This is a genomic window from Plantibacter sp. ME-Dv--P-095, assembly GCF_030209365.1.
Classification (GTDB): Bacteria; Actinomycetota; Actinomycetes; order Actinomycetales; family Microbacteriaceae; genus Plantibacter.
Genome location: NZ_JARVSB010000007.1, coordinates 388,700 through 412,426, shown reverse-complemented (window position 1 = coordinate 412,426; position 23,727 = coordinate 388,700). Strand labels below are relative to the sequence as shown.

Sequence of the window (23,727 nt, the reverse complement as noted above, 5' to 3'; positions counted from 1 at the left end):
ATCAACGTCCGATCATCAGTGGCGCGGGACCTGCACGGCGATCGGCGCGGTGTCGAGGTGTTCGGTCGTCGTGAGCCCGAGCACGCCCGCGACGCGCTGGGCGACCGCCTCCGCGTCGGCGAACAGGTCGAAACTGTGCACGCGGACGTAGTGCCAACCGAGACGGCGGAGGACGTCGGGGCGGAGCCGCAACGACTCACGAAGGCTCGCGTCACCCAGTTCCTCGTCGCACTCGACGACGACGGCCCGGCCACCCCATGAGGCGACGAGGGCGAGCTTGCCGCGGTAACCCATGTCGACCCGCATCCCGAGCGTCTCCAGACGCGTGGCGAGGTCGACGAGCATCGGCTCGGCCTCGTGCGTCGCCTGGTCCTCGGAGGCACGCCGGGACGTGTCCGTGAGGATGCGGGCGAGCGCGAGGATGCCGTGCTGGATCCGGTTCTGATCGAGGTCCTCAGGACGCACGCAGGAGACGATCACCATGGACCGTCGGGCGCGCGTCATCCCGACCGCGAGCAACCGGTCGCCACCGGGCTGGCCCAGCGCACCGAAGTCCGACAGGACCCGACCGTGCGGCGTCAGTCCGTATCCGATCGAGAAGATGACCCGATCGCGGCTCTCGGCCACGGACTGCTCGAGCGTCAGGACGGTGAAGGGTTCCGCGCGCTCGCGGAGGAGGAAGTCGGAGAGGTCGGCACGACGCGCGAAGGCGGCGAGGACGGCCTGCTGGACGCGCACCGCGTGCTTGTCGCTCGCCGTGACCACCATGAGCGACTCGCGCGGACGGTTCGACGCGTGCTCGAGGACGAGTTCGACGACCCGTTCGACCTCGACGTCGACGCTCTCGACGGCGCCGGTGACGGGGTCGGGCATGCCGAGTCCACCGGGCACGTAGTCGAGGCTCAGGCTGCCGTGCCCCAGGAACGAGCCCGCCCACGGGAGGGAGTCGATCTGGCCGCCGTAGAAGCGCTCGTTGACGAGCTCGGCGAGGTCCTCGCCGCCGGCGCGGTAGGACCGCGTCAGCATGAGCGTCGGCAGGACGGAGCTCAGCTGCTCGAGCGCGGACTCGCGGTGCAACTCGGCGAGGTCGGCGTGCGGCTCCGGCGTCGCCTCCTGATCCGTCAGGCGGATCTCGAACGGGGACGGGCTCTGCGTGACCGGGTCGCCGAACGCGACGACCTGACGTGCGCGGCGGATGGCGTCCACGTTCTCGGCGAGCAGGGTGGCCCCGGCGTCGACGAGGAAGACGGCGTCGAAGGACGCGCTCTCGGGGATCCGCGGCACCTCGTACGGCGAGACGAGCCAGACCGGCGCGAGGACGCGTGAGAGCGTGGGTGCCGCCTGCTCGAGCTCGGCGGCTCGAAGCGGTCGGTCGCGCTTCAGGAGCGACCGGAGGGCCATGCCCTCGGTCGCGTGGTCGACGAGGCCGATCTTCCAGGTGTCGGCGAGCAGCGAGGCGAGCAGCTGACCGGAGGCGGAGGCGTGCGCTTCGTCCACGAGTCGGAAGTCGGACTCGAGGCGCTCGACGACACTCGTGTTCGCACCGAGCAGACCGCGGTCCTCCGTGAGGACGAGTTCGAGCAGGGACTGCCACCAGGCGAGCTCGAGCTCGTCGGCCAGGCGCGTCCGCGGCACGTGCCGCTGGGACAGGTCGATGATGAGCTCGCCGAGCCCCTGCTCACGCAGACCCGCGAGGATCGCGGTGCGCTCCTGGAGGTTGTGCAGCACCTCGGATTCGGCGGCGAGCTCGGAGATCGTCCGGACGAGGCTCGGGATGGCGAGGCGTCCGAGGCGGTCCGGGGTGTCGGCGATGCCGAGCGGCTGGTCGACGAGTTCGAGCTTCCCCGCGACCATGGTGTACGTCTGCTCGACGTCCGCGATGCCGAGCGGCACCTCCGGGGGCGCGCCGGTCGTCACGTAGCGCTGCCAGAGGGTGCGCTGCTGCTGGATCCTGCGGAGCGCGGCGTTCATGTCCGGTACGTGCGCGCCGGGTCGCAGGTACTCCTTGGCGAGCGCCTTGAGACGACGACGGCTGGCCGAGGACATGGCCGTCGAGTCCTTCCGTGGGCTCGTCGCGACGATGAGGTCGGCGAGCGAACGGTCGAAGACGTCGGGCTGGAAGCGGTCGAGCGTCTCGCGGATGTCGGCGAGGAGTCGGAGGTAGATGCCGAGTTCGTCGATCGACTCGAAGGGACGCATCTGCGTCTGGCCGATGAGTCCGTAGGCGCGCTCGAGCAGCTGCGGCAGATCCTTGCGGTGCAGACGCTTGGCGAGCTCGTGGGTCTCCTGCGCCTCGGCGGTCGTGTCGAACGAGGCGCCGTACCACGGCGAGTCGCCGGGACCGTATCGGAACTCACCGAGGGCGGCTGCGCCCTCGAGCGCCTCGGCCGCGCGAGAACGACCGGCGGCGAGCCCCACGAGCGTCTGGCGGTCGAGGCGGACGAGGGTCCCGGGCGGGTTCGGCAGCTTGGAGAGCTTGGAGAGCGCCTCGAGGGCGTCGATGACGGAGACCCGGAGGTCCGGGTCCTTCGCCTGCAGCGAGGTGCGGTAGTCGATGAGGACCCGACGCAACCGCACGAGGGCGTCGTCGACCTCCCCCACCTGCGGCGGGATCGCGCGCTCGTTCCGCGTGATCGCCTGGATCAGGTCGCGGCGGAGGGTCGACGGCGACGCGCACAGGCCGGGGAGTCCGACCTTCGTCAGCCGGTGGCGGATGCCCTCGAGGGTGGAGCGGCGAGGGCTCACCACGAGGACGCGCTTGTGCTGGGAGGCGAGCACGCCGATGGCGTTCACGATCGTCTGGGTGCCGCCGGTGCCCGGGAGCGTGGTGACGACGAGCGAGTTGCCGGCGCCGATCTGCGCGATGACGTTCTCCTGCTCCACGTCGGCGTCGAGCAGCAGGGTGTCGGTCGACGGCGGGCGGTCGTCCTGTCCGGGCGCGTCCACCGGGGTGAAGCTGCTGCGAACGAGACCGACGGCGCCCTCGTCGCCGGCGACGGCGTCGAGGATCGGATGGTCGAGCTTGGCGGCGTCGTCCAGCAGCGAGTGCCCGACCGCGGCGAAGGACGAGACGAGCAACCGGGGCTGGACCGTGAACCATTCGAGCCCTGCGGCGAGCGAGCGGAGGCGGTCGATCACGGGCTGCGGCTTGAAGACGCCACCGGACTCGCTCAGGGCGACGAACTCGTCCGGGTCGAGGACGATGCCGAACTGCTCACGGAGCGCACGGACGAGCTCAGGGTTCGCCGTCGTGGTGCCGCGGAGTTTGACCTCGAAGTCGCGGCCGTATCGCCGGATGGCGAGCGGCCGCAGGAGGACCGGGGCGCTGAAGTCCTCGCCCTGGTGCGTCCACTGGGCCAGCCCGACGGCGAGGTGCACGGCGTCGATGCCGCGGACGGTCGCAAGCTCGATGCCCTTCGTGGTGATGCGGTCGGCGGCACGCTTCGCTCCGCGGAGGGCGATCTCGTCGCGGATGAGGTTCGACAACAGCGTCGACTTCCCCGAGATGAACTGCGGCAGGCCGCCGGGGTGGGTGGAACTCAGTTCGACCCGGGTCGTCGGAGCATCGACGAAGTGCAGCAGGGGCGAGGGTCCGCCGACCGTGCTGAGCTGCTGACGCCACGCGTTCAGCGCCGTGTCGACCACGCCCGCCGATGCCGCGACGGGACCCTCGCGGAGTTGCGACTCCGCTGCTTCCCGTTCGACTCCGGACGTCACGTCGCCGTCATCCCGTCTCTTCTCTAGCCGCCACACCCTTGCACCATACGTGCCAGGTAGGCGAAACGCCGGGAAGCAGTACGGTTTTTCGTCGAGTCGGTCCAGGAATTGTGCGACGCGCGCGGCCGGCGTCCGTCAGGAGACGCCGAGGAGGCCGGAGAGCACCATCACCGCGGTCCCGCGCAGGACGATGTCCGAGCCCTGCTCGCTCATCCGGATGCGGACACCGCTGTGGAACTCGGTCATGGTCCGCGCCCGGACGGTCTCGATCGCCGCGTCCAACAGCACGCCGCCGAGCAGCTCCTCCGGACCGCTCACGACGATCTCCGAGAGGTTCAGGGCACCGACGATGGCGGCGAGCGAGATGCCGAGGCGTTCCCCGGCCGCCCGGAGGATCTCGTCGCGGCGACGTTCGACCTCGGTGATCGGCAGGCCACTCCCGTCGACCTCGTCGAGCAGTTGCCGGAGGTGCGGGACGGCCAGCCAGGCCTCGAGGCACCCGCGCTTTCCGCAGGCGCAGAGGGGGCCACCATCGGTACCGACGACCACGTGGCCGATCTCGCCGGCCGCGAACCGACTGCCGAACAGCGGGTGGCCGCCGACGAGCAACCCGGCGCCGACGCCGTTGCCGACGCTCACGAGCATGAGGTCGCCGTCCGCCCCACCGAAGCTGTACTCCGCGAGCACCGCCGCGTTGGCGTCGTTCGCGACGAGCACCGGGACCTGGGCGACCTGTTCGATCGCGCCCTGGAGGTCGACGTCCGTCCAACCGAGGTTCGGGGCGCTGCGCACCGTGCCGGTCATGTCCACGACGCCCGGCGAACCGACGCCGAGGCCGAGCACCTCCACCGTCGCCTCGTCGACGAGGTCGGCGGCGAGCGCCACCGCCTTCGCGATCGCGGCCTCCCCCGTCGCCCCGTCGAGCGGCACCTGCAGCATCGTCACGATGTCGCCGTCGAGCGTGAGGACGGCACCGCGGAACAGCTCGGTGTCGGAGAGGTCGAGGCCGACGATCTGGAACTCGGCGCGGTTGATGTCGATGAGGGTGGCGGGTTTGCCCGGGCGCGCGGTCTCCCGCAAGCCGACCTCGACGATGAGGTTGTCGGCGATGAGCGAGGCGACCAGATCGGAGATGCTCACCCGGGTGAGGCCGGTGGCACGCGCGATGTCGGCACGGCTCATGGCGCCGCTCGCGAAGAGCGTCTGCAGGACGAGCGCTCGGTTGTGGCCGCGGGCGTGCTCCGGCAGGACCTTGGCGTTCGGCCGCAGCCGTCGAGCCGGGGTGTACGGGAAGGACTCGATGCGCTCCGACGCGATCCCGCCGCCGTGTCCGAATCCGCCTGCAGTCATGCGATAAGTAAAGCAGGCTGCGCTTCATCGTGCGGCACCGCGATGTCACCCGATGGTCACCGTCGCGTCTCCTCTCGGGCACCTCCGGGACCCGTCCGGCGCGGAGCATCATGGGTGTGAGGATCGCAATCGTGACCGAGTCGTTCCTGCCGCAGATGAACGGCGTCACCCACTCCCTGCTCCGCATCATGGAGCATTTCGCGGACCGCGGTGACGAGGTGCTCGTCATCGCCCCGGGTGCCGGCGCCTCGACGCCGAGCCACCACGAGGGGTTCCGGGTCGACGGCGTGCCGTCGATCCCCCTCCCCCGGTACCGCAACGTGCGGGTGGCCGCGGGTGGTGTCGGCCGTATCACCGAGCTGCTGCGCGGCTTCCGGCCGGACGTCGTCCACCTGGCCTCCCCGTTCGTGCTGGGGTGGCGCGGGGTGCAGGCGGCCGAGCGACTCGGCGTCCCGACCGTCGCGGTCTACCAGACCGACATCCCCGCGTACGCCGGACGCTACGGGTTCCCGGTGGCGGAGTCACTGCTCTGGCAGCACGTCGAACGCCTCCACGGCAAGGCGACGATCACCCTCGCACCCTCGCGACAGTCGATCGCGCAGCTGGAGGCGCACGCGATCCCCCGCGTCCGCCTCTGGGTCCGCGGTGTCGACGCGGCCCGGTTCTCACCGGAGCGGCGCAGCGAGGCCTGGCGTCGGTCCATCGCGCCGAACGGTGAGCGGATCGTCGGATACGTCGGGCGTCTCGCCGCGGAGAAGCAGGTCGCCGACCTGGCGGTCCTCGGCGGCCTCCCTGGCGTGAAACTCGTCGTCGTCGGCGAGGGACCGCTCCGCGCCGCACTCGAACAGCGGCTCCCCGACGCGGTCTTCACCGGGTTCCTCGGCGGCGAGGAGCTCGCGGTCGCGATGGCGGGACTCGACGTCTTCGTCCACCCCGGGGAGTCGGAGACGTTCTGCCAGACGATCCAGGAGGCGATGGCGTCAGGCGTGCCCGTGGTCGCGACCGGGCGCGGTGGTCCCGTGGACCTCGTCGACTCCAGCCGGACCGGGTGGCTGTACGAACCCGGCAGGCTCGAACAGCTGCGCGGCTTCGTGCAGGACCTCGTCGGCGACGAGGTGAAGCGTGCGGCGTTCGGAGCTGCGGCCCGAGCCGGCGTCCTCCCGCGCAGTTGGAAGAGCGTCAGCAGCGCGCTCATCGGCCACTACAGCGATGCCATCGAACTCCACCAGGGAGCGCGGGCACAGCGCGGTGGACTCGACCCTCGGTCGCCGGTCCCCCGCGTCATTCGTCCGGGTAGCGGACGCCGATCTGACGCCTGACCTCGTCGAGCGTCTCCATGATCGCGACCGTCTCGGCCAGCGGCATGATCTCACCGGAGAGACGACCCTCCGAGACGAGCCGTTCGAGCTCCCAGGCCTGGAAGTGCATGCCGCGACCCTCGACCTCGGAGCGGTAGGTCTCGACGACCTCCCCGCTCGTGTCGAACACCCGGAACGTGGTCGCCGTGTACCAGACCCGATCGAACTCGATCCATCCCTCGGTGCCGACGATGGCGGCGCGGTTCGGGCCGACGGTGTTGCTCGCGGAGAGGGTGTTCGCCACTTGACCGTCCGCGTAGCCGAAGAGCGTCGCGACCTGCATGTCGGCACCCGTGTCGCGCAAGGCGGCGGTCGCCTGGATCGACGTCGGGGTGCCGAAGACCGCCGAGGCGAAGGAGACGGGGTACACGCCGAGGTCGAGCAGGGCACCGCCGCCCAGTTCGAGGTTGTTCATCCGGTGCTGCGGGTCGTCGGAGAGCAGCTGTGTGTGATCGGCGACGAGGCTGCGCGGCTGACCGATCACACCGTCCGCGAGCAACTCGCGGAGGCGGATCATGTGCGGGAGGAACCGGGTCCACATCGCCTCGAGGACGACGAGGCCGCGCTCTGCGGCGAGCGCGACGACCGCCTGCGCCTCGGCCGCGTTGAGGGTGAAGGGCTTCTCGATGAGGACGTGCTTCCCGGCGTCGAGGGCGAGGACCGCCTGCTCGGCGTGGAACGGGTGCGGGGTCGCGATGTAGACGACGTCCACTTCGGGATCGGCGACGAGGGCCTCGTACCCGACGTGGACGTTCGGGATGTCGAACTCGGCGGCGAACGCGGCCGAGGTCTCGGCGGACCGCGAGGCGACGGCCCTGACGTCGAATCCGTGTCGGCGGAGGTCGGCGGTGAAGCTCTTCGCGACGCCCGCGGGGCCGAGGATGCCCCATCGCAGGCCGGCTGAGGAACCCGCGGCTGCACTCCCCGGGGATGGCTGGTCGGTGTGCTGATCCGTCATGGCTCTCCTTCGATGCGCGTTCCAGCAGCCTACTGGAGGGCGTCGATCAGGCCTCCGGGTTCGGGGATAGCCCTGCTCGCTCCAGCCGTGCTGCGCCGTAGGCTGAAGACTCGACCACGTCCGCCATCCCGCCGCGGACCCGGTCCGGCTGTTGGGGGAAGCACTGTGGGGGCAATCGAATCGAGCGGACGCCGACGCGCCGTCCGCAGCGCCCGGGCCGTCGCGCTCGGTGTCGCCGGGCTCCTCGCGCTGAGCGCCTGCGTCGCAGCGCCTGCAGCACCCCCGGTCACCGTTGTCGTCACCGAGCGGCCTGACCCGTCGCCGTCCGTCGCTCCCGTGCCGACCCAGACGGCACGCGACGCCCTGCCGCCCGAGCCGGCACCCATCGTCCCGAACGCCCCCGCGGAACCGGCGGAACCGATCCCGGAGGGTCCGGCGTACGACCTCGGACCGCGCGATGGGGCGCTCGGTCCGGTCGTCTCGGACGCCGACGGCAATCCCGTCAGCTACACCGTGGTCGCGGGTGACGTGTTCTTCGACATCGCCCAGCGCTTCGACCTGCCGCAGCAGCAGTTGCTCCGGATGAACCCGTCGATCCCGGGGTTCGGTCTCGACATCTACATCGGCGACATCGTCAACCTCGATTGGACGACCACGCGCTGAGTGCCCGGCCGGCCACCGCCGGTCAGCCCCTGCCGCTCAGCCGAACGGGATCGTGCCGACGAGCACGCCCACCACGAGCATCACGAGGGACACGATCGCCGCCCGCCAGAGGACCTTCTTGTGGTGGTCGCCCAGGTTCACACTCGCGAGCGAGACGAGCAGGAGGATCGCCGGGACGAGGGGGCTCTGCAGGTGGACCGGCTGTCCGGTGATCGACGCCCGCGCCATCTCGACCGGTTCGATGCCGAACGTCGACGCGCTCTCCGCGAGGACCGGCAGGATGCCGAAGTAGAACGCGTCGTTGCTCATGAAGAAGGTCATCGGGATGCTGAGCACGCCGGTGATGACGGCGAGGAACGGCCCGAGCTCGTTCGGGATGATGTCGACGATCCAGTCGGCCATCGCCGTGACCATGCCCGTCCCGTTGAGCACACCGATGAGCACACCGGCCGCGAGCACCATGGAGACGACGCCGACGATGCTCGGCGCGTGGGCGACGATCTCCTTCGACTGCTGGGCCAGCCGCGGGAAGTTCACCAGCAGTGCCACCGCGGTGCCCACCATGAACACGTAGGGCAGCGGCATCAGGTCGACGACCAGCAGGGTCATGACGGCGATGGTCAGGACGAGGTTCACCCAGATGAGCCGCGGTCGGAGCGTGTCGCGATCGGGGTCGAGCATCGTGTCGGCCATCGCGGTGTCGTCGGGCCGCACCAGGGTGGCGAGGCGCCCGCGGGCACTGGTCGAGAAGGTGGTCGCCATCCCACCGGTGAGCGGGTGGTCGGCGGGTCCCGAGCCGGAGCCCGGTGCTGCGACGCCCCTCGGGTCCGCTCCGAGGAGGTCGACGCCGGCGAGTCGCTTCCGCTCGCCGAGCCCGAGGAACCAGGCGAAGACGAAGACGAGGACGAGACCTGCGGCCAGGGACGGCAGCATCGGCACGAAGATCTCCGTCGGCGAGACGCCCAGTGCGGAGGCGGCACGGACGGTCGGCCCGCCCCACGGGACGATGTTGAGGGTGCCGTTCGCGAGCCCGGCGACACAGGTGAGCACGACGGGGTTCATCCCGAGGCGCAGGTAGATCGGCAGCATCGCCGCCGTGGTCACGATGAAGGTCGTGGATCCGTCGCCGTCGAGGGAGACCGCGCCGGCCAGGAGTGCCGTGCCGACGACGATCTTGGCCGGGTCGTTGCCGAGGGCGCGGACGATGAACCGGACGAGCGGGTCGAAGAGACCGACGTCGATCATGATCCCGAAGTACATGATCGCGAACATGAGCAGGGCTGCGGTGGGCGCGAGGCTCCCGATGGCCTCGATGACCATGTCTCCGAGACCGAGGCCGGCACCCGCGAAGAGTCCGAAGACCGTGGGGACGATGATGAGCGCCACCATCGGGGTGAGGCGCTTCGTCATGATCAGCACCATGAAGGTGAGGATCATCGCGAATCCGAGAATGACCAGCATGTCGACTCCTTCGTCTGCGTGCACCGCGGTGTGCACGACGTGACCCGTCGCGGTGGCGCGCACGAGGCGCCGGCTGCTGCGGGTGTTCACGGAACCGTACGGGAGCGGCGCCGAGCTGTCTCGCTTGTGGGCGTTCGGCGCGGATCTGCCAGTTCCGTCGACTTCTGCGCGTTCTGCTCATCCGGCCGCCTTCGGCACCGTTACCGCGAGCGCCGTACCATCGGAGCCATGATCGGCGATGGAGCGGCGAGGCCGGAACGGCGGCGTGCCCGACGCTCGAGCTTCGCGGCGCAGGTCCTCGTCCTCCAACTCATCGTGGTCACGGCCGTCGTCGTGGTGTGCACCGGGGTCTACGCCTGGATGAGCAGCGAACGCCTCGTGCAGGAGGCCCAGTCGACGGCCTTGGCGATCGCCCAGAGCGTCGCGAGCGACCCGGACGTCCGATCGGCCGTGACCCTCGAGGCACGCACCCCCGGGACGCCCGAGGCTGCCGATCTGCGGACCTCCACCCTGCAGGCGCTCGCTGCCGAGGTCCGTGTCCGGACCGGCGCGCTCTTCGTGGTCGTCACCGACGAACGCGGGATCCGTCTGGCGCATCCCGATCCCGACGAACTCGGACGCCAGGTGAGCACGAGCGCCGAAGCGGCGCTGTCCGGCCGGGAGTCCGTGTCGTGGGAGACCGGGACCCTCGGTCCTTCCGCGCGGGCCAAGGTGCCCGTGTTCGCGGCCGAGTCGACGGACACCGCGGGTGCCGTCGTCGGCGCAGGCGCCGGGGAGGTCGTCGGCGAGGTCAGCGTGGGGTTCGCCCCGCAGCGGGTCTTCGCCGACGTCGCGCGGGAGACGACGCTGGTCGCGGGGGCCGCCCTCCTGGCGTTGACCATCGGCCTGGTCGCGTCCATGCTCATCCGGCGCCGACTGCGGCGCCTGACCCTCGGCCTCGGCCCGGAGGAGCTCGCCGCCCTGGTGCAGAACCAGGCCGCTGTGCTCGGCGGCGTCGGCGAGGGGGTCGTCGGGGTCTCCCCGCGCGGGATCGTGACGGTGTGCACCGATCAGGCGGCCCGCCTGCTCGGCGTCGACGCGACCGTCGGACGCCCCTTCGCCGAGCTCGACCTGCCCGAGCGACTCATCGCCCTCGTGGCGGACGACGCACCCGCTCAGGTCCCGACCCAACTCGTCGTCGGCTCCCGTGTCCTCTTCATCGACGTCCGGACGGTGTCTCAGGACGGCGTGGACCTCGGCCGGGTCGTCGTCGTGCGCGACCGCACCGACGTCGAGGCGCTGACCCGCCGACTCGACGCCGTCGCGACGATGACCACCGCCCTCCGCGCGCAGCGGCACGAGTTCGCGAACCGTCTGCACGCGATCTCCGGCCTGCTCGAGACCGGCCAGGACGACGAGGCCCGTGGGTACCTCGCGAACGTGCTCGACCACGGCCCACTGCGATACCCCGTCCAGCACGCCGATCGACTCACGGAACCGTACCTGCAGGCGTTCCTCGGCGCGAAGGGGGTCGAGGCCGCGGAACGCGGGGTGCTCCTGACCATCGGATCGGAGACCCTCGTCACCGGATCGCTGTGCGATCCTGAGGACGTGACCACCGTGCTCGGGAACCTGCTCGACAACGCCGTCCGGGCCGCCGTCGCCGGTTCGGCACGACCGGCCTGGGTCGAGGTCGAGGTCCTCGACCACGGCTCCGAGCTGCACTGCTCCGTCATGGACTCGGGCGACGGCATCGTCCCGACCCCCGAGATCGGTGAGCGACGCCCACCCGAGGAACCCACCGTCGAGGATCCGGACGCGATCCACGGACAGGGGTTCGGTCTCCCCCTCTCCCGGGACATCGCGCGCCGGCGCGGCGGCGAGGTGTGGCTCGCATCGCCTGGCGCCCCAGGCAGCCACGGCGCGGTGTTCTGCGCGCGCCTGCCGGGGACCGTTGATCCGATCTCACCCGAAAAGAACGACGACTGATGCCTACCGAACTCACCGTCCTGGTCGTCGACGACGACTTCCACGTCGCCCGTCTGCACTGCCGGATCGTCGACGAACTGGACGGGTTCCGTGCCCTCCCGCCCGTGGGGTCCGCCGCGGAGGCCGCGCGGACCGTCGCGGCGGAGCGTCCCGACCTCGTCCTGCTCGACGGGTACCTGCCCGACCGGAACGGCCTCGACCTCCTCGTCGACCTCCCGGTCGACACCATCGTCGTCTCGGCCGCATCGGACGGCGCATCGATCCGGAGGGCATTGCGATCCGGAGCGCTGGGATACCTCGTGAAGCCGTTCGCCCCGCAGCTGCTGCAGGACCGACTCGCGGCGTACGCCCGCTTCCGGAACGTCCTCGGCGAGGCCGTCAACGCCGACCAGGAGACCATCGAACGGGCGCTGAGGATCCTCCACTCCGGGGACACCGCAGCACCGACGCGGTCGCGGTCCGCGACGGAGACGGCCGTCCTCGAGGCGGTGTCGGCCGTGGACGGCGAGCGCTCGGCAGCCGAGGTCGCGGAACTGGTGGGCGTCTCCCGCGCGACCGCCCAGCGGTACTTGTCGGCCCTGGCGGGCCGGGGCCTGCTCACGACGCAGCTGCGGTACGGAACGACCGGTCGGCCGGAACACCGCTACGCCCTCACCGACCGTTCGCGCTGACGCGGATCATGCCGGCGGCTGGGCGATCCCCCCACGACATCGCCCAGCCCGGCACGTGAACCAACTCTCCGCCGATGGATGACGACATGCCCCCGCACGTCCGTGATCCATCCGTCGTCACACGACGATCAGCAAAGTGAGTTAATCACCCTACTGATTCTAGAGTCGCGCTCCAGCGAGGGCGTCAGGGCTATCCCCTAACGTGCGTTCAGGCCTCTGCGGCCTGCGGGTCGAAGGCCGCATCCAGGACGGCCAGAACCTCCGGCTGTCGGTCCACGACGATGACCGCCGTGATGAGCAGGCGCCACATGGCGTCGACGGCGTTCAGCAGATCGCTCCGGCCCGTCAGCATGCTCGAGATCAACTGGGTGCCCGTGAAGAACGCCACGAACGACCGGGCGAGATCCGAGGGGTCCAGCGAGGAGCGCAGCTCTCCCAGCTCGATCGACGCCTGCACCTGCTGCTCGACGTTCGCGATCCACCGCTCGTGGAAGTCGGAGGTGGGAGCCTGGATCACGCCCTGCTCCAGCGACAGGCGGAGCCCCGCCCGTGCGATGGGGTCGGTGAGCAACAGTTCGGTGATCATCCGCGAGGCCTGCACGAGCGCACCGAACGGCGACGACGCCGTGGTCGGGGCGGTCAGGGCAGCGATGGAGCGCTGGCTCTGCTCGTTGATGACGGCGAGCGCCAACTCCTCCTTCGAGGGGAAGTAGAAGTAGAGCGAGCCCTGCGTCGTCCCCGCTTCGCGGGCGATGTCCGACAGGCTCGCCTGTCCATAGCCGACCCGGTCGAACATGCGCGCGGCACCTTCGACGACGGTCTGGCGTCGTTCATGACCTCGCTGCTGCTGTGGTCGTCGTTCGGGCATGTGCGTATCCTGCTTCTGTCATCCCCCGATTCAGACACCAGCGTAGCGACTCCGAGCTGGGAAGTCGGTGACGAATGCGTCGGAACGCAGGAACAAGTCGACCGACTTGTGTCCAGAGAACGCCCGGTCCCGGAGGGAAAGGACGCGCCAGGATGTCGACCGGGCCCGGCGGGCGCCACCTTCGCACCGACGCCCGACCCGCTCGTCAGCCCGTCGGGATCACTCGCGGCGGGTGACGAGTGCGAACCGCTCCCGGAGCTCGGGAGCGTCGGCGAACGGGCGCCAACAGAGGCCGTCGCCCTCGCGCATGGCGGCGACCGGCCGGAGCGCGACGAGTCGCTCGCCGAAGCGGAGCGCGTCGAGGAACAGGGTGTCGTTGCCGGCGTCGATGGTCAACGAGCGCGGGTACCAGCCGCGTGCGGCGAGTGCTCCGGCCAGCCACGCCGAGTACTCGGGGTCCTTGCCGGGCTCCGGGCGCAGCAGCTCCTGGTCGGCGAGGTCGGACCAGTCGATGGCGTCCTTCTTGGACAGCGGGTGCGCGGCACGCATGACGACCCCGAGCGGCAGCGCCGCGATCTCCTCGGCGGCGAGCGCCTCGGGCAGATCGATGGGCAGGCGCACGATGGTGGCGTCGAGGCGCCCCGTGGTGACGAGGTGGAGCTGTTCGACCGGCTCGATCGCCACGGCGACGGCCGGCACGTCGATACGACGACCGGCCTCGGACACCACGGCGTCCCAGGTGGTCGGTGGACGACCGACCCGGATGTGTCGCGCGGGCGATGCCGGATCCATGTCGGCGACCACGTCGATGAACGTCCGGGCCTTCAGCAGGAAGCGCTGCCCCTCGCGGGTCGGACGGTACTCCTCGCCGAGCACGCTGAAGAGCTCGACGCCGAGCGCGGCCTCGAGACGCCGCAACTGCTGGGCGAGACTCGGTTGTGCGACGCCGAGCAGGTTGGCCGCCGCCCCCAGGGTCCGCGTGTCCGCGACGACGACCGCTGACCGCAGCTGGCGGAGCGTGATGGCGTCGCGTTCGAGTTGGCGGTTGAGGTCGTGCGTCATGCTTCGAGCCTACGGCGTGCTCGACGCCCTATCCGACAGCCGACCCCCGACGCGAGTCCGCCTGAGTGACCCCAGCGCTCCGGGAGGGTGTCGCCGTTCGCGGGCCGTGCCCTGATGGTGCCCCTGGAGGGACTCGAACCCCCAACCCTTTCCTTAGGACGGAACTGCTCTTCCATTGAGCTACAGAGGCTGACCCCGTCGAGTGTAGCCGGTCGCTCAAGCGGCCGGCGCCAGGTACTGCTCCCAGTCGGGCTCCGAACGCTCGACACCGCGCACCATCCACTGGGACCCGTGCGGCGTCCCGGGCGACACACCCAGGCTCCAGTTCATCTCCGCCAGGGTGCGGTCACCCTTCACGTTGTTGCATCGCAGACAGCAGGCGACGAGGTTCTCCCAGCTGTCGACGCCTCCGCGCGACCGCGGCTGCACGTGGTCGATCGTGGTCGCCGCCTTCCCGCAGTACGCACAGCGATGACCGTCGCGCCGCAGCACGCCCCGTCGGGTGACCGGCACACGACGAGCGTGCGGGATCCGGACGTACCTGGTGAGGAGGATGACCGACGGCCGATCGTACGAGCCGCTCGCCGCCACGACGGGGTGCGAGGAGTCGATCTCGACGACGCTCGCCTTGTGGCTCATGACGAGCACGAGCGCCCGCTTGAACGAGACGATCGCGAGCGGCTCGTAGCCCGCGTTCAACACCAGTGTGCGCATACACGTTCCCTTCCGAAGGGCCGCGACGGCTGCCGCGACCGGTCGACGATCAAGACCTGCAGAACCACTGCGACATCGGATCGGGTCGTTTCCGGGCGACAAAAAAGGGCACCGTCGTCATGACGGCACCCTCTTGACCCACGGCGGAGCCGCGGCACGCTTGGCTGGAATGACGCAGCACGTAGAGGTCGCGACCGTTCGCGACCACCTGGCGGCATCTAGCGTGCATCAGCTCCTGAACCTCTCCGAGTTGCAGAGCACCAGATTAACCCACGAGGCCGGGATTTCCGCGGGTTCGGACAGATTTCCTCTGCGCGCCATGTCGCCGTCGCCTTCGGGCGGTGTCCGCCATCCGTCGACGGTCGGTCCGTGGACGACGAAGGACCGCACCCTCCGATGGAGGATGCGGTCCAGGTCGAGCGCTCGGAATCAGCCGACACCCGGTGGGTAGAGGTAGAGCGCCACGGCGCTCGCGGCGATGGTCCGCGTGTTGTAGCTGTGGCGGGCCGAACCCCAGTTGTACTCCTCCAGGGTGACCGTTCCGTCGGCATTGACCGACTGGACGTACGCGACGTGGTTGTAGTTGAACCAGGCGACGGAACCGGCGATGGCGTTCGTCCCCTTGTTGTACTGCCAGGAGTCCGCCCAGCCGTACGCGCTGCTCGGGGGCAGGCCGTTCCCCCAGGTGAAGGCCCAGTTGCCGCTCGGCGTGCCCGCGTCGCGGTTCAGGCGCCAGGCGACGAAGTCCACGCACTCGCGGTAGTAGTACCGCAGGGGCGACAGTCCGCCGCCCTCGTCGTCGGTCGCCTGGTCGAACCAGGGGTAGTCGTCGCCGGACTGGCGCGCGCCGACCGTGATCGAATAGGTGGCGTCGCTCGCGGCGGCTGCGGCGTCGAGCTTCCGCTGACGCTCGGCCAGTTCGTCCGGGGTGGTCGCGGTGTACAGGTCGCGGGAGATCGGTGCGTCGGCCACCTTGTCGGAGGCGACGACACTCTGGGCACCGGAGGTCTTGAGCTGCTCCGACGCGGATGTGCCGTACTCCGTCTGGGCGCTGCTGCTCGCCGCGTACGCGGGCAGCGCGACGGTTGCGAGCAACGCCGGCACCAGGAACGCCATCGTGGCGACTCCTCGGACCGAGCCGGGGCGGGCTCCGGTCGGCTTGGGCTTGCGGACGGCGATCGCCGGGGACACTGCCGTGTTCGGCTTCGGCTTGCGCGCGACGCGCTCGGCGCCGGTGCGCAGCGGCGCTGCGGTCGCGAGCGGGGAGCCAGACGTGGTGGAGACGGTGAACGACTGCTGGGGCGTCACCGCTGGAGCCGACGGCTTCGTCAGCGGTCGGTCGTCGAGGGCGATCTCACCGGTCGCCGCCGCGTCGTCGGTCTCCTCGACGAGTGCGTCGTCCAGGACGATCTCCGGGTGCTCTTCGACCGCTGCCTGCTCGGCATCGGCGGGAGTGGTGGCGGGCTCGGACGAGGCGGAGGACGCCTCCGCCTGCTTCGCGGCCTGCTCCTGGAGTCGGAGTTGCTTCCGGGTGAGGGGGACGTCCGGGGTCGTCTCGGCCTGTTCGGGGCCGCTCGCACCAGCTGCTGTCACGTGGATTCCTCCGGCACCCCGCATGAGCGACACGGATCACCGCAAGGCGATCGGCATGGCGCAGCCCCATCCGACGATTGATGTCGGTTCGTGTGGCCGAGGGACGGGCTAGGGGGTGCCTCGGTCGTCTTCCTCCGGCCAGATCATGGCCTGCAGGACGAGTGACAGCCTACGGGTTACCCCTCGGAAAGTCACGTTTCCATCACGGGAAACACGGCACATGAAGGGAATCCTCATGCACGTCTCATGCTCACGCCGCGGGGGTCTCCACGAAGATGTGGGTGGCGAGTTCGTTCGGCAGTTCGAGGCCGCCGTCGACACCGTCGATGGTGACGAGCACGTAGCCCCCGGCAGCGGCGAAGGTGCCGGTGCGCCCCGGCATGACGCCGGCCTGCTTCAGCTGGAGCAGGAGTTCGGGGTCCACCTGCGCGGGTTCGCCCAATCGGCGCACGGTCGCCGTGACCGGCTCCGAGCGTCCGTCGACGAGACCGACGATGTTGATGACACCCTGCGAGAACGCGACCGCAGGGCTGTCTCCGAACTCGTCCAGGCCGGGGATCGGCGTGCCGTACGGGGACTCCGTCGGGTGGTTCAGCATGTCGAGGAGCTTGCGCTCGACCTGCTCGCTCATGACGTGCTCCCAGCGGCAGGCCTCTTCGTGGACGAACTCCCACTCGAGGCCGATGACGTCGCTCAACAGTCGCTCCGCCAGGCGGTGCTTGCGCATCACGTGCACGGCCTTGCGCCGCCCGGGCTCGGTGAGCTCGAGGTGGCGATCGCCTGAGACGACGACGAGTCCGTCGCGCTCCATCCGACCGACAGTCTGGGACACCGTCGGCCCGGAATGCCCGAGGCGCTCGGAGATCCGCGCACGAAGCGGGATGATGTTCTCCTCCTCGAGCTCCAGGATGGTGCGGAGATACATCTCTGTGGTGTCAATCAAATCGGTCATCGACGCCCTCCCTGCCCGATTGCACGTTCCCGGTAAGCCTAGTGCGCGGTGACGCCGTTCCAGCGCCAAGCCACTCCGCCCCGTGTGGACGTCTCCGCGCGGGGTCGCACGACGCCGCACGGCCTCCGCCTCTAGAATCGGCCTATGCCGGAGATCACGATTCCCACGTCCCTGCTGCCCGCCGACGGTCGATTCGGGTGCGGCCCGTCGAAGATCCGCCCTGAGCAGATCGCGGCGCTGGCCGATGCGGGCCGGTCCCTCCTCGGGACCTCTCACCGCCAGGCTCCCGTCAAGCAGCTCGTCGGCCGCGTCCGCGCCGGCCTGTCCGAACTGTTCCGCGCGCCGGACGGCTACGAGATCATCGTCGGCAACGGCGGCTCGACCGCGTTCTGGGACGCGGCCGCCTTCGGGTTGATCGAGCAGCGCAGCCAGAACCTCGTCTTCGGCGAGTTCGGCGGCAAGTTCGCCAAGTCGGCTGCGGCACCGTGGCTCACCGCGCCGGACGTCCGCGAGGTCGCCGGCGGCTCCCGCGTCGACCCCGAGGCCGTCGAGGGCGTCGACGTCTACGCCTGGCCGCACAACGAGACATCCACCGGTGTGATGGCGCCGGTCCGCCGCGTCACCGGCGATGCGGGCGCACTCACCGTGATCGACGCGACGAGCGCCGCCGGCGGCGTCGACTTCGACGCCGCTCAGGCGGACGTCTACTACTTCGCGCCGCAGAAGAACTTCGCCTCGGACGGTGGACTCTGGTTCGCCCTCTGCTCCCCCGCAGCGATCGAACGCATCGAGCGCATCGCGGCCAGCGGACGGTACATCCCCGAGTTCCTGAGCCTCAAGAACGCGGTCGACAACTCCCGACTCGAGCAGACGCTGAACACCCCGGCGCTGTCGACGCTCGTCCTCCTCGACGAGCAGATCTCCTGGATCAACGGGAACGGCGGACTCGCCTGGGCGTCGGCGCGCACGGCGGAGTCCTCCGGTGCGCTCTACGACTGGGCGGAGCGGACCTCGTACACCACCCCGTTCGTCACCGACCCCTCGCACCGTTCGCAGGTCGTCGTCACCATCGACTTCGACGAGGCCATCGACGCTGCACTCGTCGCGAAGACCCTCCGGGCGAACGGCATCGTCGACACCGAGCCCTACCGGAAGCTCGGTCGGAACCAGCTGCGCGTCGCGACGTTCACGGCCATCGACCCGGCGGACGTACGGCAGCTCATCGCCAGCATCGAACACGTCGTCGGCGCGCTCTGAGCCGTCCAGCCTGAACGCCGAACGGGCGGTCGCCCCCACTGGGGTCGACCGCCCGTTCGTCTGTCGGGATGTGGGTGTGGACTACTCGTCCTCGAAGCGATCGTCGTCGTCGTCGGAATCGACGTCGTCGTCGTCATCATCGTCGGAGTCGTCGTCCGACTCGTCCTCGTCGGACTCGTCGTCCTCGTCCGCGTCGTCCGACTCGTCCGACTCGTCGTCGTACTCGAGTTCGATGCCGTCACGATCCCGATCGCGCGGATCTCCGGACAGGGCGACGTCGTCCTCGTCGTCGAACTCGTCCGCCTCATCGCCGTCGTCGAGCGCCTCATCGGCAGCCGCCGCGGCCGCCGCCTCCTGAGCCGCCCGGTAGTCCGCGAGTCGCTCCGACCACGGGACCCACTGCGGCGCGAGCAACGCGCCGTCGCCAGGCATGAGCTCCGTCTCGAGGACGTTCGGCTCGGCGTCGTCGGACGTCCGCGACAGGGTGACCGTCCAGAACCAACCGGGGTACCCGGGCATCGTGTTCGCGAACAGCAGCGAGACCACGTGGTCGTCGACCACGACATGGCCGGCGGGTTCGCCGACCGTGCTCGCCGGCGTGATCGACTGCAGCGCCTCGCGAGCCAACGCGACGGCCGCGATCAGCGTCTCGTCGGGCACCGGCGGCGGCGCCGTTCCGTCGTCCTCGGACGCCGTCGGCCCATCCTCCACGGATGCCACGGTGCGCTCGGACTCCCCGATCGTCTCGTCGGGGACCGTCACCTCGTCGCCTGAGACGTGGTCCTCCGCGTCACGCATCCAGTTCGTCCGCGACCTTGCGCAGGACGGCAGCGATCTTCTTGCTGTGTCCGCTGTTCGGGTACTTGCCGCGTCGCAGGTCGCCGCCGATGCCGTCGAGGAGCTTCACGAGGTCCTCGACGATGATCGCCATGTCGTCGGCCGGCTTGCGCTTCAGCTTGACGAGGCTGGGCGGTGCCTCGAGGACGCGGACGGAGAGCGCCTGGGCGCCACGCTTCCCGTCGGCGATGCCGAACTCGAGCCGCGTCCCCGGCTTCACGCCGGCCGTGCCCGCGGGCAGTGCGGAAGCGTGCAGGAAGACCTCCTGGCCGTCATCGGAGCTGATGAAGCCGAAGCCCTTCTCCTCGTCGTAGAACTTGACCTTGCCGGTGGGCATGGGAACCTCGCTGTGTGTCGTGCGCAGAAATGCAGCGCCGTGCGGTGATCGCGCAGGAAGCACGATCGAGAGGACCATCGGTCCTCGGTCCCCAGCCTATTCGGTGCAGCAGCCGCGTGCCTCTATCCTGGGATCGTGACTGATGAGCAGACGCCGAGCATCTCGCGTCCCGAACGGATCCTGGCCTTCATGGTCGTGACGATCGTCGCCGTCTCGATCGCCGCCTTCGTCGCGGTCATGATCGGTACCGCCACCGGACTCGAGCAGGGCGATTTCGCCGTCGGTGCGTGGCCGGTCGTCACGATCCTGCCGCTCGTCGGGCTCCCGATCGCGTTCCTCATGCTGATCACGCTCATCATCGTGGGAGCCGTGCGCCGGTCCCGCGAGTCGCGCGGACCGTCGACGCGCTGACCACCATGGGCGAGGCCTTCGCGATCGCGCGCCGCCTCCGGGACCTCCCGGACGACGCGTTGCGCGGTCTGCTGGCCGACCGCAAGACCTCCACGGCTCGCATCGGCGATTTCTTCGACCTCGCCGAAGCCTTGCTGGACGATGCGAGCGTCGCGCGACGGATGGCCCTCCTCGATCGCGACACCCTCGCGGTCCTCGCCGCGGCATCGGACGGATCGGATCGCCAGTCGCTCGCAGCACGGCTCGACCGCTCCGCACCGGAGGTGGCGGCCTCCGTCGCGCGACTGGAGGACGCCGTCCTGGTCGTGATCGACGAAGACGGCTCGGTCCGACCCGTCCGCGCCGTCGAGCCGGTGTTCGAAGGATGGGCGGCGGAGGGCCGGCCCTCCCGAGCCCAGCTGCAGCAGGTCTCCACCCCACCCACACCGGCACGGACTCCGACGTCGACCGACACCGATGCCTTGGCGAGCGAACGGGCGGCCGGGACCGTCGGCATCATCGGCGAGAGCCTCCACGAACTCGACCGGGAACCTGCGCGCCTGCTCGGCCGAGGTGCACCGTCCATGCCCGACCTCAAGCGACTCGCCGCCGCTGCGGCGAGCACCCCGGAACAGATCGAACTCGCCCTCTCCGTGGCATCGGACGCCGGGCTGACCGTCGCCGCCGGCGCCGCCATCCGATTGAGTCAGGGGGGCGAGGACTGGCTCGCGTCGACGACGTCGGCGCGGTGGTCGCGGCTCGCCACGGCCTGGCTGGAGGCGATCCCGGCCGCCCTCCGCGAGCGCATCCTCGCAGCCTACGGTCGCGACGCCACCGACCTCGTCGAGGAGCTCAGCTGGTGGTATCCCCTGGCCGGAGAGGCCGTCACCACCCCGACCCGCGCGGTCGAGGCGGCGGCCGACCTCCTCGGTATCACCGCCGGGGGCGTGACCAGCGGGTTCGGTCGACTCCTCATCGCGGGCGACCCGGACGGCGCTGCGGCGCTGCTCGCGTCGACGCTGCCGGCCGAGGTGTCGCAGGTCGTGCTCCAGGACGACCTCACCGTCATCGCGCTCGGCCCCCCGACCGCCGAACTCGACGTGCGCCTCAGGGCGCTCGCCGAGCCCGAAGGCCGAGCCCAGGCGTCGAGATACCGCATCACCCCCGAGAGCGTCACCCGTGCCCTCGCCGACGGCGACACGGCTGCCGGCCTCCTCGAGTACCTCGAGTCCATCTCGCTGACTGGCGTCCCGCAACCGTTGCGCTACCTCGTCTCCGAGGCCGAATCACGGTTCGGCCTCGTCCGGGTCGGCACGATCCGAGCGTCCGCGGACGCCTCGGCCGATCCCGGGCGCAGCAGCTATGTCCGCTCCGACGACACCGGACTGATCGCGGCGGTGTCCGTCGACCAGAGCCTCGTCGCCCTCGGACTCCGTCCGAGCGACGCCAACCGACTCACCAGCCGTAGCGACGCCGCCACCGTCTACTGGGCGCTCCACGACGCCCGCTATCCGGTCGTGGCCGAGGACGACCACGGCGCTCCGCTCCGCATCCGTCGACAGCCACTCATCCGGACAGCCTCGACCAGCGCCAGCCCGGAACCGGGGCCGGATCTCGTGTCCCGGCTGCGAGCCGACGACCTCGGCGACACGAGCACCGCGTGGCTGGCGAAGCAACTGGAGGTCGCCGTCCGCGACCACACCCCGGTGACCGTCCAGCTCCAGCACGGCGAGCGCCGGTCGACCTTCACGATCGAGCCGGTGAGTCTCGCTGGAGGCCGCCTCCGAGGGCTCGACCGGGCTGCGGACGTCGAGCGGACCCTGCCGTTGGCCATGATCACGGAGGTCCGGGTCGCCGGTTGACGCGCGGTCACGGGGGTTCCACGCCGAATCCGCCGGTAGACTCGACCGTTATGTCTGATGGACCACTGATCGTCCAAAGCGACCGCACCGTCCTGCTGGAGGTCGCCCACCCGCTCGCCGAGGACGCCCGCCACGATCTCTCCGTGTTCGCGGAGCTCGAGCGCGCGCCCGAGCACATCCACACCTACCGGATCACGCGCCTCGGTCTGTGGAACGCGAGGGCGGCCGGGCACGACGCGGATCAGATGATCGAGACGCTGGAGCGCTACTCGAAGTTCTCCATCCCGGCCTCCGTGACCATCGACATGCGGGAGACGGTCAACCGGTACGGCCGCCTCGTGATCGAACGCTCCGAGGACGGCGAACTCGTCCTCCGCTCGACCGACCTCCCGATCCTGACGGAGGTGGCGGGCGCCAAACGCATCGCCCCGCTGCTCATCGGGCACCCGAGCCCCGACACCTTCCTCGTGGAGCCCTGGGCCCGTGGCGCGCTCAAGCAGGAGCTGGTGAAACTCGGGTGGCCTGCCGAGGACCTCGCGGGGTACACCGCCGGGACCCCCCACCAGATCGACCTCGTCGAGGACGGTTGGCACCTGCGCGACTATCAGCAGCAGGCGGTGGACAACTTCTTCTCCGGCGGCTCCGGTGTCGTGGTGCTCCCCTGTGGCGCGGGGAAGACCCTCGTGGGTGCCGGAGCGATGGCGACAGCCTCCACCAACACGCTCATCCTCGTGACGAACACGGTGTCCGCCCGGCAGTGGCGGGACGAGCTGTTGAAGCGCACCTCCCTCACCGCCGAGGAGATCGGCGAGTACTCCGGGCAGGTGAAGGAGGTCAAGCCGGTCACGATCGCGACGTACCAGATCCTCACGGCCAAGCGGAAGGGCGAGTACGCGCACCTCGCGCTGCTCGACGCCATGGACTGGGGGCTCGTGGTCTACGACGAGGTCCACCTGCTGCCGGCTCCGGTCTTCAAACTCACCGCCGAGCTACAGGCCCGACGCCGGCTCGGTCTCACGGCGACCCTCATCCGCGAGGACGGCCGCGAGGGCGACGTGTTCTCCCTCATCGGGCCCAAGCGGTTCGACGCCCCGTGGAAGGAGATCGAGGCACAGGGCTTCATCTCCCCCGCCGCCTGCTTCGAGGTCCGCGTCGACCTCCCGCAGGCCGTCCGACTCACCTATGCCGCGTCGGCCGACGACGAGCGGTACCGCCTCGCGGCGACCGCGCCGGCGAAGCTCGACGTCGTCCGGCAATTGGTCGAGCGGCATCGCGGCGAGCAGATCCTGGTCATCGGTCAGTACCTCGACCAGATCGAGGAACTCGCCGAGACCCTCGGAGCACCGAAGCTGACGGGCGCCACCCCGGTCGACGAACGCGAACGGCTCTACCAGGCGTTCCGCGACGGCACCGAGCAGGTCCTCGTGGTGTCGAAGGTCGCGAACTTCTCGGTGGACCTCCCTGAAGCCACGGTCGCCATCCAGGTCTCCGGCTCGTTCGGCTCCCGCCAGGAGGAGGCGCAGCGACTCGGACGCCTGCTCCGCCCGAAGTCCTCCGGACTCACGGCGAGTTTCTACACCCTCGTGTCCCGCGACACGGTCGATCAGGAGTTCGCCCAGAACCGGCAGCGTTTCCTCGCTGAGCAGGGCTACAGCTACACGATCCTCGACGCACACGCCCTGCAGACGGCCTGATCCTCGCTCTCAGAA

At 70.1% G+C, this 23,727-nt stretch carries 19 protein-coding genes and 1 tRNA gene; 8 read left to right on the top strand and 12 right to left on the bottom strand.

Annotation, left to right across the window (positions count from 1 at the left end):
* Positions 1–15: 15 nt before the first annotated feature.
* Both QRN26_RS11915 and QRN26_RS11910 read right to left on the bottom strand, forming a co-directional pair.
* On the bottom strand, positions 16–3,753 hold the full coding sequence (locus tag QRN26_RS11915) for an AAA family ATPase (RefSeq protein WP_285036991.1): 3,738 nt from the start codon (positions 3,751–3,753) through the stop codon (positions 16–18).
* 99 nt (positions 3,754–3,852) lie between these two features.
* Positions 3,853–5,067, bottom strand: coding sequence for an ROK family transcriptional regulator (locus QRN26_RS11910; protein WP_082498492.1), 1,215 nt, complete (start codon positions 5,065–5,067; stop codon positions 3,853–3,855).
* Positions 5,068–5,183: 116 nt separating this feature from the next.
* On the opposite strand from QRN26_RS11910, the gene QRN26_RS11905 reads away from it, so the two are divergent.
* Positions 5,184–6,386 carry a glycosyltransferase family 4 protein gene (locus QRN26_RS11905; RefSeq protein WP_082498493.1) on the top strand — a complete coding sequence of 401 codons (1,203 nt, stop codon included), beginning with the start codon at positions 5,184–5,186 and terminating at the stop codon, positions 6,384–6,386.
* Here the strand turns inward: QRN26_RS11905 and QRN26_RS11900 are convergent.
* Positions 6,349–7,383, bottom strand: coding sequence for a Gfo/Idh/MocA family protein (locus QRN26_RS11900; protein WP_056778541.1), 1,035 nt, complete (start codon positions 7,381–7,383; stop codon positions 6,349–6,351). The genes QRN26_RS11905 and QRN26_RS11900 overlap by 38 nt on opposite strands.
* 165 nt (positions 7,384–7,548) lie before the next feature.
* Here QRN26_RS11900 and QRN26_RS11895 point away from each other — a divergent pair, with 165 nt between their 5' ends.
* A complete protein-coding gene (locus QRN26_RS11895; protein WP_056778544.1) occupies positions 7,549–8,046 on the top strand; it encodes a LysM peptidoglycan-binding domain-containing protein in 498 nt (165 codons plus the stop codon).
* A gap of 36 nt (positions 8,047–8,082) precedes the next feature.
* On the opposite strand, the gene QRN26_RS11890 is transcribed toward QRN26_RS11895, so the two are convergent.
* Entirely contained in the window at positions 8,083–9,507 is a 1,425-nt protein-coding gene (locus tag QRN26_RS11890) for a CitMHS family transporter (RefSeq protein ID WP_056011421.1), read from the bottom strand.
* Between the two features lie 228 nt (positions 9,508–9,735).
* On the opposite strand from QRN26_RS11890, the gene QRN26_RS11885 reads away from it, so the two are divergent.
* Positions 9,736–11,475 (top strand): sensor histidine kinase, encoded by a 1,740-nt coding sequence (locus tag QRN26_RS11885; protein ID WP_285036984.1) that lies wholly within the window; start codon positions 9,736–9,738, stop codon positions 11,473–11,475.
* Positions 11,475–12,146: a response regulator gene (locus tag QRN26_RS11880; protein WP_285036982.1), complete on the top strand. Its 672-nt coding sequence runs from the start codon at positions 11,475–11,477 to the stop codon at positions 12,144–12,146. The genes QRN26_RS11885 and QRN26_RS11880 overlap by 1 nt, the downstream gene beginning before the upstream one ends.
* Positions 12,147–12,354: 208 nt before the next feature.
* On the opposite strand, the gene QRN26_RS11875 is transcribed toward QRN26_RS11880, so the two are convergent.
* From QRN26_RS11875 to QRN26_RS11850, 6 genes are all read right to left on the bottom strand, one after another.
* Positions 12,355–13,014, bottom strand: coding sequence for a ScbR family autoregulator-binding transcription factor (locus QRN26_RS11875; protein WP_285036979.1), 660 nt, complete (start codon positions 13,012–13,014; stop codon positions 12,355–12,357).
* A 219-nt stretch (positions 13,015–13,233) separates the two neighbouring features.
* Positions 13,234–14,076, bottom strand: a complete 843-nt coding sequence (locus tag QRN26_RS11870) for a LysR family transcriptional regulator (RefSeq protein ID WP_056007693.1) — start codon at positions 14,074–14,076, stop codon at positions 13,234–13,236.
* A 115-nt stretch (positions 14,077–14,191) separates the two neighbouring features.
* A tRNA-Arg gene (locus QRN26_RS11865) sits at positions 14,192–14,266 on the bottom strand.
* 26 nt (positions 14,267–14,292) lie between these two features.
* Positions 14,293–14,790 carry an HNH endonuclease gene (locus tag QRN26_RS11860; RefSeq protein ID WP_056007696.1) on the bottom strand — a complete coding sequence of 166 codons (498 nt, stop codon included), beginning with the start codon at positions 14,788–14,790 and terminating at the stop codon, positions 14,293–14,295.
* A gap of 429 nt (positions 14,791–15,219) precedes the next feature.
* The gene (locus QRN26_RS11855; protein WP_285036975.1) at positions 15,220–16,383 is read right to left on the bottom strand and encodes a CHAP domain-containing protein; all 1,164 of its coding nucleotides are present in this window, start codon (positions 16,381–16,383) and stop codon (positions 15,220–15,222) included.
* A 250-nt stretch (positions 16,384–16,633) separates the two neighbouring features.
* Positions 16,634–17,335: an iron-dependent transcriptional repressor DtxR gene (locus tag QRN26_RS11850; protein WP_056007700.1), complete on the bottom strand. Its 702-nt coding sequence runs from the start codon at positions 17,333–17,335 to the stop codon at positions 16,634–16,636.
* Positions 17,336–17,479: 144 nt separating this feature from the next.
* Between QRN26_RS11850 and serC the strand changes: the two genes are divergently transcribed.
* Positions 17,480–18,592: a phosphoserine transaminase gene (gene serC / locus QRN26_RS11845; protein ID WP_285036969.1), complete on the top strand. Its 1,113-nt coding sequence runs from the start codon at positions 17,480–17,482 to the stop codon at positions 18,590–18,592.
* 81 nt (positions 18,593–18,673) lie between these two features.
* Here the strand turns inward: serC and QRN26_RS11840 are convergent, their stop codons facing one another.
* Positions 18,674–19,390, bottom strand: coding sequence for a DUF3027 domain-containing protein (locus QRN26_RS11840; protein ID WP_285036966.1), 717 nt, complete (start codon positions 19,388–19,390; stop codon positions 18,674–18,676).
* A complete protein-coding gene (locus tag QRN26_RS11835; protein ID WP_056007705.1) occupies positions 19,383–19,766 on the bottom strand; it encodes a cold-shock protein in 384 nt (127 codons plus the stop codon). Before QRN26_RS11835 ends, QRN26_RS11840 begins: the two co-directional genes overlap by 8 nt.
* A gap of 135 nt (positions 19,767–19,901) precedes the next feature.
* Between QRN26_RS11835 and QRN26_RS11830 the strand changes: the two genes are divergently transcribed.
* Genes QRN26_RS11830 through QRN26_RS11820 form a run of 3 tightly spaced genes read left to right on the top strand, consistent with a single transcriptional unit; the run spans position 19,902 to position 23,712 of the window.
* On the top strand, positions 19,902–20,177 hold the full coding sequence (locus QRN26_RS11830; RefSeq protein ID WP_056007708.1) for a hypothetical protein: 276 nt from the start codon (positions 19,902–19,904) through the stop codon (positions 20,175–20,177).
* 5 nt (positions 20,178–20,182) lie between these two features.
* Complete coding sequence (locus tag QRN26_RS11825) at positions 20,183–22,018, top strand: helicase-associated domain-containing protein (protein WP_285036964.1); 1,836 nt, start codon at positions 20,183–20,185, stop codon at positions 22,016–22,018.
* A gap of 50 nt (positions 22,019–22,068) precedes the next feature.
* Complete coding sequence (locus QRN26_RS11820; protein ID WP_285036961.1) at positions 22,069–23,712, top strand: DNA repair helicase XPB; 1,644 nt, start codon at positions 22,069–22,071, stop codon at positions 23,710–23,712.
* Positions 23,713–23,727: the final 15 nt, after the last annotated feature.